This is a genomic window from Pseudomonas sp. 382 (assembly GCF_002759075.1).
In the GTDB taxonomy this organism is placed as follows: domain Bacteria; phylum Pseudomonadota; class Gammaproteobacteria; order Pseudomonadales; family Pseudomonadaceae; genus Aquipseudomonas; species Aquipseudomonas vlassakiae.
Window position 1 is genome coordinate 40,224 of record NZ_PEMX01000037.1, and the last position, 6,000, is coordinate 46,223.

Here is a 6,000-nt window from a genome sequence, read left to right on the forward strand (position 1 = left end):
TCTGGTTGGACAGTCTCAAGGCCCGATACCGTCTAATCATCCGCCAACTGACTGGCTCGACGTACATCGCCGGGTTGCTAGCGATTTTGTTGTGGGGGGCGCTCAACCTGTTTAGTTACCTGGAGATACTCATTCTGCGAGCGCTTGCCCTCTATCAGATCCGACGACTATGCGCGGTGTACTGTATCGTCCGGCATTCTTGCTCAGTCGCCTCAGGACCATGCTGATGCAGTCGGAGCAGTCGGAGCAGTCGGATTAGGACAGTACGGCGCCCGGAGGTGCGTTTTCGCGATGTGCATGTTCAGCCGGTCTGGACGCGACTGACCGCTTTCGACCCAAAGCAGACGCCCAGCGGAGACCGCGAAGAGGTGATTGATGATGAAATAGCCTATATTGCCGTTTTGTGCATTACATCAGGAAGCGAGAAATCCATGTCTGATTTTTTCCGAGAAACACCTGCTGCACTCAAGTGGACAGCAGAGGCTGAGCAGCGATACCAAGGAGGGAAATTCGGAAAAATTGTCCGCGCCGTTATTTGGACGGATGAGTGCGATGAAAATGGTCAGATAATAGTTGCTGTCGATCCAGTAAGACTAGTTTCTAGAATAAACAGCGAACCTTTTACTCTTCTTGAGAACCATGATCCTGGGCGGCCAAAGGGGCAACTGCTAGAAAGCGCACTATTCGAAAGCAGGGAAGGCAGAAAATTTGTCGTCGCAGTCATTGGATACTATGCAGGTGGCGAGGTTTTGAACTTTCTTGACCTGGGTGTGGATATAAGTACGCCCGCTCCGTCACCTTTGGAGCTTCCGAGTTTGCCTGATGATGTGTGGATCGAAATTGCGACGGATGCAAAAGAGGTGGCTGAAGATTGGGTGGATGAGGTGACGATTGACTCACCTATCATAGTCGAGCGCTCTGAACTGTCCCACAATGCAGCCGACTCATTCATAGACCTGATTAGGATTGGGCTCCCGTACGTACTCATTGTTTGGAACCCCTTTGTGACTGCGGTTGCTTCTGAGGCGGGTAAAGCTTCCTACGCTGAAATTCATGCGTGGCTCCGGAAATTACTCAGTCGAATGGCCGACAGACGGAATCCTATACTCGATTTCCATTCATATCAGAATGGTTGTCAGGTTTCATTTTTGTTTAGGGGGAAAGATAAGAAAAAACTTCATGAGGCCATGGATGCTTTAGCTGGTGCGGGGGCTCAAGCAGCCCGATTAATTTCGCGGCTCAAAGCTCAAGGAAAGGTAAGCCGGCAAATGGTCTATGAGTTCGACAAAGAAGCAACTCTTTGGGTGCCTTCGTTTGTTCTGCTAAATGACGATAGGATCATTACTGACAATCTCGCACTTATTGCGATTGAAAATCTTCCGAACGGGTTGAGTCTCGGTTTGACTCGAACTAATTCGCTCTGAAGCAGAGTCAAAATTTTAGCTTATGCCCGTCCGACAGACTCCACGAAAGGAATTTCTGGGGCGGGAGCGGCGGTCATGAATGACCGCTAACGATCCCTAGCAGCCCTTCCTAAGAGGCGCTATATATTTCAGTGGTGTGTTGACTTATGAGATTTTACGCCAGTGGTCCCTCAATACCAGATGTTTTACTAGAACGTTGCGATGCCGGTCGCGTGGTGTTTCTGTGTGGTGCAGGAGTATCAATTCCGTCTGGAATGCCCACATTTATCGGGTTGACTCAATACGTCATCGATTTCTTCGGCCCGCCTGACGATTCGGAAATTATGACTTCGTTTCTACCGTGGTTGATTAGTGAGTCCGATTCGAACGTGCCACTGGACCAGATTTTTAACCTTCTTCATTTAGAGTATGGCAAGGATTAGGTTAATGCCTTGGTCACAGAGCGGTTAAGTGTTTCTTTGGAAGGTCATAATTTTGGGCGGGAACACAACCTTATAAAACGCATTTCTTCTAGCCAGGGTGGAATGCCACAGATTGTAACGACAAATTTTGATAGGTTGTTTGAGTTGCCAGGGAGCGCTGGACAACTTAAGTTGCATGTTCCTCCTGCTTTCCCAAATCTGAATTTTGGTTTGAATATAGAAGGTATTACCTATCTACACGGAAGGCTAGTGGATACAGCCACAGAAAGTCACCCTTATATTTTAAGTAGCGCCGATTTCGGGCGAGCCTATCTTTCCGAGGGGTGGGCGACAAACTTCATTAGGCATCTCCTTGAACGTTATACGGTTGTTCTGGTTGGTTACAAGGCCGAAGATCCGCCGATAAAGTATCTGCTTCAGGGGCTGAATCATGATGGCCAATATGATCGATCCAAGCTCTATGCCTTTGACCGGGGGGCAGTTGAAGACGTCGAAGTCAAATGGCGTGATCGGGGTGTTACTGGTATCGCTTATGCCGATCATTCAGACTTGTGGAGAAGCATGGAGGCTTGGGCTGAGAGGTCCGATGATCCGCGCAAGTGGCGTTTATCCACGATTGCTATGAGTCAGAGGGACCCAAAGGAGTTGATGCCACATGAGCGAGGTCAAGTTGCTCATGTGCTTCGCACTGTACAGGGTGCGTGAGCGTTTTCAGAGGCTGAGCCTGTACCACATCCAGAGTGGATATGCGTGATGGATGCTAATGTCCGATCAGCCGAGAAGAGTAGCGGTTATGGGAGTGAAAGAGAAATATTTGATCCTGTTATCCATTATGGGATTGATGATGATCTGATAGACATCTCTGAAAATGAGCGCAGGCAAGGGGTCAATAATGACAATATTCTTGTGTGGCGAGAGGAGGATGATAACCCACACGACTCCCATCGTTTAGGCGGGCGGCAGGTAGAGGGCTTAGAGAGTACGCCAAAAAGGCTTGGTCACCTTATATCTTGGATTTGCAAGTCTATCAATAGTCCTGTTTTGGCTTGGTGGGCAGTTCGCCAGAATGGACTGCATCCTAGGTTGCTTCACCAAATTCAGTGGCATCTGAGGCATTCCAAACACCTCACCGAACGTGCTCGTCATTTATGGCGGCTAATTGTTGAGCATCATCAAGATCCTCGCAATCATCGATGGAATGGTGAGTGGTTTGACTTTAAAAAGTTGATTGACGCAGAAGGTTGGACTCCTAATGCTCTACGAGAGTTTCGAAGGTTCGCTACGCCGAAATTGCAGATTAGCCTCCCGTCTGGCTTAGGGAAGTCAATGCCTCCATCAGCATCTTGGGAGGAAATAGATTATGACGACTTAGGACGGTTTGAGGTCGCGTTCCTTGATCGACATAATGAAGAGCTACAGGTTCCAGATAGTCAGTTAAGCCAGGTATTTGGGATTTTGGAACAGCAGTTGACTGTTGTCTCCAGTTTGCTGGAAGATGTCGATGTTAAATTTTTCGATACACCCACCTGTTATCCAGGGCGTGATATAGGTGGGCGCGAGCGGGTCACAAGTACAGCTGAGCCTATGATTTGGTTCGTTCAGCTTTTTGATAGAATGGCTTCCATATGGCCAGAGATTGCAAGAGCGCACGCAACTATCTGGTCTATGGATGATCAATTTTTCTTTAGGAAGTTAAAGTTATACGCATTTAGTAAGGTTGATGTCTTTGATGCGGATCATGTGGCGCAGACGGTTTTAGGCTTGAGTCAGGAGGCATTGTGGGACACTGACGTGGTTCGGGAATTGCTTTTTTTGCTTACTGATCGGTGGGCACAGTTTTCAAATGATGACCAGAGAAGAATTGCGGAGCGGATTATCGCCGGTCCTGACCAGCAACCTCACTGGTCTGATGAAGAGTTTCATGAGACCAGAGATAGGATTGCGGCCAAGTATGCTCGATATCTCGAAATTCAGGGCTGCAATTTGGATTGCGACCTAAGTCAGCGGCTTAAGGAAATCATTGGCGGGATTCCTGAGTGGAGCGACGGGTGGGCAACCTCTACAGTAACCATACATGGTTCGAGGGTAGGTTGGGTGGGTACTGACGAAACTCCCGACAAACTTATGAGTGCTCCCGTTAACGAAGTGATCTCCAAGGCTAAAGAAGACCATCAGCGAGACTTCGACAGCTTTACTGATAAGCGACCTTTTGCAGGGTTGGTGAAGACTAATCCTAGGAAGGCGCTTTCTGCATTAACACTTGAAGGTAAGAGAGGCGAATACCCAACTGCGTTTTGGAACTCCATGATCAGCGATATACCAGCGGATATTCCCCCCAGAATGAAGCGGTTATTTATAAATAGGCTGGCGCGCCTTCCGAACGTGGCCGTTGTAGAGCTGCGATACGTATTGACAAGATGGCTAGAGCAAAATATTAGGGCTGCCTTGGATTTTGATAGTGCCCTCGCTTGGGCTGTGTATGATAATGTTGTTGACGGAATTTTTAGTGGTGATGCTGGTGCTACCGAGAGCGGGGTGGGTGAAGTTCGCCGCGGTGGAAAGGTTGTCGAGCGATCACGTCGAACTTACAACTATGCGATCAATGGTCCCGTTGGCATGTGCGCAGCCGCTCTTCTTCATGCAGTTCCAGGTAGTCGGCAGGGCGCGAATTCGTTAATTCCAGTCAACATAAAATCTCGTGTTGAAAGGCTCTTTTCTGTCCAGGGAGAAGGCGCAGATCACGCTGTTTCTATCGTGGCGCGTGAATTGAATTGGCTTATGTTTGTCGATCCGGTTTGGACTAAGCATAAACTTGTCCCGATGTTGTCCTTCGATCATCCATTCTCAGAGCCTGCTTGGAATGGATTTCTTCATGAAGATATGCCCGCACCTGCGTTGGCAGAGGTCATTAAGCCGCTATTGCTTAATTTAATTCCTTGGATTAACGGTTTGTCTTGGGAGCGCGATCTTTCTCAGGTAGCCACTCAATGGTTGGGGTTGATGAGGATATTTCATCCGGATAGCCCAAGCGGGCTTACACGAAGCGAGATGCGCTCGGTGATTCGGGATATGTCCGATGATGAGCGAAATCAGTTCATTTTCTGGTTGGGGCTAGTTGGGAAGCAGAATGAAAACGGTTGGGTGGAGCACGTGATTCCTTTCATTAATATGGATTGGCCAAGGGAACGCCGATATAGGACCTCCGCTTCGATAAAAGCATGGATCGGCCTACTCGATGACACGGGCGAATATTTTCCAAAGGTGTATGAGGCGGTTAAGAAATTTTTGGTGCCGGTGGAGATAAGTGACCATCCGTTTTACCGATTTACCCAGGATATCGGTAATGAAAAACCGATTTCCGTTCTTCACCCTGAAGTTACGCTCGACCTGATGGACACAGTTACTCCATCCGTGCTGACCCGACCTCCTTACGAATTACCAAACATACTTGCATTGGTAGTTGAGAGTGCGCCCAGCCTTCAATCGGACACACGCTATTTGCGCCTAGTTGAACTTGTAGAGGCAAGCTGAGAAACCAGATAAATAACCATGGGTCGGAAGCAAGGGGGCTTTCGACCCTGGGGGTTAGGCTCCAGTTTCAACCGATCTGCACTTCTGCGCCAATCAGGACTCTACTGCATTGATCCCGTAGTCAGCTTTCCATTCCTTCAACACTTTATGGTCGGGCAATCCCTTTGGCTAGTGAGGTGTGAAGCGTAGTTGCTCAACCACTTGTGGCCGTAAGCTGCCCATCTTGAACGACCGCTATGGGTCCAGGCTGTGTGAAAACGCACGTGATTGTCTAACCTTCTGATCGTCGAGATCGTGGCGGGGACGATCATGAAACGGTTCATTGAAGGTGAAGCCCGGACGCAAGTCACGCTGCTGCCGGAGTGCCTGGACGATTACATCACCGAAGAAAATCCAGTTCGGGTGGTCGACGTTTTCGTCGATGAAACTCGACCTCGGAGCACTCGGCTTCGAGGGTGTCGATCCGGCTGCAACGGGTCGTCCGGCCTACCATCCTGCAGTCCTGCTGAAAATCTACATCTATGGCTACCTCAACCGGATTCAGTCCAGCCGCCGGCTTGAGCGCGAGGCAGAGCGCAATGTCGAGCTGATGTGGCTAACGGGCCGGTTGGCTCCCGACTTCA

General features: G+C 49.2%; 3 protein-coding genes and 1 pseudogene. All 4 read left to right on the plus strand.

Features of this window, described 5'->3' with window-relative positions; genetic code table 11:
* Positions 1-278: 278 nt before the first annotated feature.
* Positions 279-1,424, plus strand: coding sequence for a hypothetical protein (locus CQW31_RS26645; protein ID WP_256587440.1), 1,146 nt, complete (start codon positions 279-281; stop codon positions 1,422-1,424).
* Between the two features lie 431 nt (positions 1,425-1,855).
* Positions 1,856-2,551 carry an SIR2 family protein gene (locus CQW31_RS31820; RefSeq protein WP_249341980.1) on the plus strand — a complete coding sequence of 232 codons (696 nt, stop codon included), beginning with the start codon at positions 1,856-1,858 and terminating at the stop codon, positions 2,549-2,551.
* Between the two features lie 48 nt (positions 2,552-2,599).
* On the plus strand, positions 2,600-5,377 hold the full coding sequence (locus CQW31_RS26650) for a hypothetical protein (RefSeq protein ID WP_256587441.1): 2,778 nt from the start codon (positions 2,600-2,602) through the stop codon (positions 5,375-5,377).
* Between the two features lie 309 nt (positions 5,378-5,686).
* Positions 5,687-6,000: pseudogene (locus tag CQW31_RS26655) on the plus strand (transposase); the annotation flags it as partial.

Coding starts and splice junctions, on each gene's coding strand:
- CQW31_RS26650 (WP_256587441.1), top strand. CDS start 2,600: ATGGATGCTAATGTCCGATCAGCCGAGAAGAGTAGCGGTTATGGGAGT.